The following is a 2,132-nucleotide window of genomic DNA, read 5'->3' on the forward strand; positions in this document are numbered from 1 at the left end:
TGTCAATCGGCACGTAAAATGTCCCGGTTATCGGCATGGAAAATGTCCCGGTTCTGCGGCTGCCCCGCGGAGGGAGCGGAGCGACCGGAGCGGGGCAGCGGGCCGGGAGCGAGGTCGTCATGACGGACCCTCTCCGGACGCTGGTGACTCGGCGTCTATTCGGCTAGCCAGCGGGTGGATCGCCTTCGAGAGTTCGGCGTGGCGGCGCATTCGGTAGCTGTTGCCCCGGATGTTCACGATGTGGCACCGGTGGAGCAGCCGGTCGAGCAGGGCGGCGGCCATGACCTCGTCGCCGAGGATGCGGCCCCACTCCTCGAAGCCCTTGTTGGACGTGAGTACGGTCGAGCCGTTGCCGTAGCGCCGGTTGACGAGTTGGAAGAAGAGGACCGCCCCGCTCTGGGTCACCGGCAGGTAGCCGATCTCGTCGACGACGAGCAGCGCCGGGTGGGTGAGGATCTTCAGGCGGCGGTCGAGCCTGCCGGCGGCCTTGGCCTCCTCCAGCGAGGTGACGAGGTCGGTCAGGGTGCCGAAGTAGATCTTGCGTCCGCTCTCGGCGGCCGTGATCGCCAGGCTGATGGCGAGGTGCGTCTTGCCCACGCCGGGCGGTCCGAGGAACACCACGTTCTCCTGCCGCTCCAGGAAGCCGAGTTCGTGGAGCGCGTCGATCTGCTCGCGCTTGATCGAGGGCTGGAAGGCGAAGTCGAAGGCGGCCAGGGTCTTCACGTACGGCAGGCGGCTGGAGCGCATGGCGGCCTCCAGACGCCGTCCGTTGCGGAGTTCGATCTGGGCGGCCAGGAGCCGCTCGATCGCCTCGGCCGCCGTCGTGCCTCCCCCGTCCACCCCGGCGAGCACGCCGTCCAGCGCCTCCAGCGCGCCGGGCATCTTGAGGTCGGCGAGCTGGGCCGCGATCCGCTCCCTGCGCGACGGCGGCCTCACCGCGCACCGCCGGCGATCCGGGCGTACTCGGCCAGCGGACGCCGCTCGACCTCGACGAACCGGGAGTCCGCCGCCGCCTCGTCCCGTCCCTCCGAGGGCTCGGGGCGAAGCGGCGCCACGGGCCGGTAAGGCCAGCGGGCCAAGGGCTTTAGGTGCGGCTTCTCGACCTCGAACCGGTCCACCGGCCGCTCCTTCAGCGTGCCGTGGACGCGGACGTTGGCCACCTTGTCGAGCCACCCCAGCACCCGGGCGTTCAGGTCGTCGTCCGACACGAAGTCCCGCCCGTAGAAGAAGCTCCGCCGGAGGTAGCTGACCGGCCGCTCGACCTTGCCCTTCGTCCGAGCCCGGTACGGCCGGCACGCCCGGATCCGGAACCCCCAGTGGAAGGCGAAGCGCAGGAACTCGGTGTTCTCCATCAGCCGCCCGCCGACCTCCCGGTTGTCCTCGACGATGACGGCCTTCATCTGGTCGAACAGCAGCTCCGAGGGCACGCCCCCAAAGTACCGGAACGCCGACTCAAGGCCCTCCATCACCACCGCCATCGTCTGGCGCTCGTAGTAGCGGACCCACATCAGACGCGAGTAGCCCAGCACCACGACCAGCGCGTGCCGCTTCCCCCACGGCGTCTTGAACTCCGCGAAGTCCACCTGCCCCTGGTGCCCCGGAGGGGTCTCGAAGCGCTGCACCGGGTCCGGCTGCGGCTGCGGCCGGACATCGCTGACGTGCCGCCTCACCTGGTCGTAGCCGCCCTCGTAGCCCGCTTCCCGGATCTCCTCGAACAGCCGCACCGCGCTGAGAGCCGGATACGCTGCCAGACGGACCTTGATGATCTCCTTGTAGGGATCGAGCCCGGAAGGCCGGGGCCGCCTCGGTCCGTACCCGACCCGCTTCTCGTCCAGATCCCGGTCCAGTTGCCCCGCCGCGATCCAGCGGTGCACCGTCCGCCGGCTGACCCCGGCCAGCCGCGCCACCGCGGCCTTGCTCAGTCCCTGTTCCAGATAGTGCCGCAGCAGCACCCGCGTCTCTCTTCCGATCATGGCGTCTCTTCCGTTCGGTGGAGACGCCACGGCGAACGAACCGTTCGCGATGATCCCTCTGAGTCCCACCCACCGACGCCGCAGCCACTCCACGGCCGCAGCTCCAATGTGGGACATTTTACATGCCGACTTCAGGGAAACTTTACATGCCGGGCAACA

2 protein-coding genes are annotated in these 2,132 nt (G+C 69.1%); both read right to left on the reverse strand.

Annotated elements, in window-relative coordinates; all coding sequences use genetic code 11:
- Nucleotides 1-117 precede the first annotated feature (117 nt).
- Entirely contained in the window at nt 118-936 is an 819-nt protein-coding gene (gene istB, locus OXI49_14485; GenBank protein MDE2691719.1) for an IS21-like element helper ATPase IstB, read from the reverse strand.
- Entirely contained in the window at nt 933-1,973 is a 1,041-nt protein-coding gene (istA, locus tag OXI49_14490) for an IS21 family transposase (GenBank protein ID MDE2691720.1), read from the reverse strand. Before istA ends, istB begins: the two co-directional genes overlap by 4 nt.
- Between the last annotated feature and the right edge of the window lie 159 nt (nt 1,974-2,132).

The sequence above is a fragment of the Acidobacteriota bacterium genome, assembly GCA_028875725.1.
Lineage (GTDB): Bacteria > Acidobacteriota > Thermoanaerobaculia > Multivoradales > Multivoraceae > Multivorans.

Excerpts from the sequence above, each read along its gene's own strand:
- istA (MDE2691720.1), bottom strand. The coding sequence starts at position 1,973 with ATGATCGGAAGAGAGACGCGGGTGCTGCTGCGGCACTATCTGGAACAG.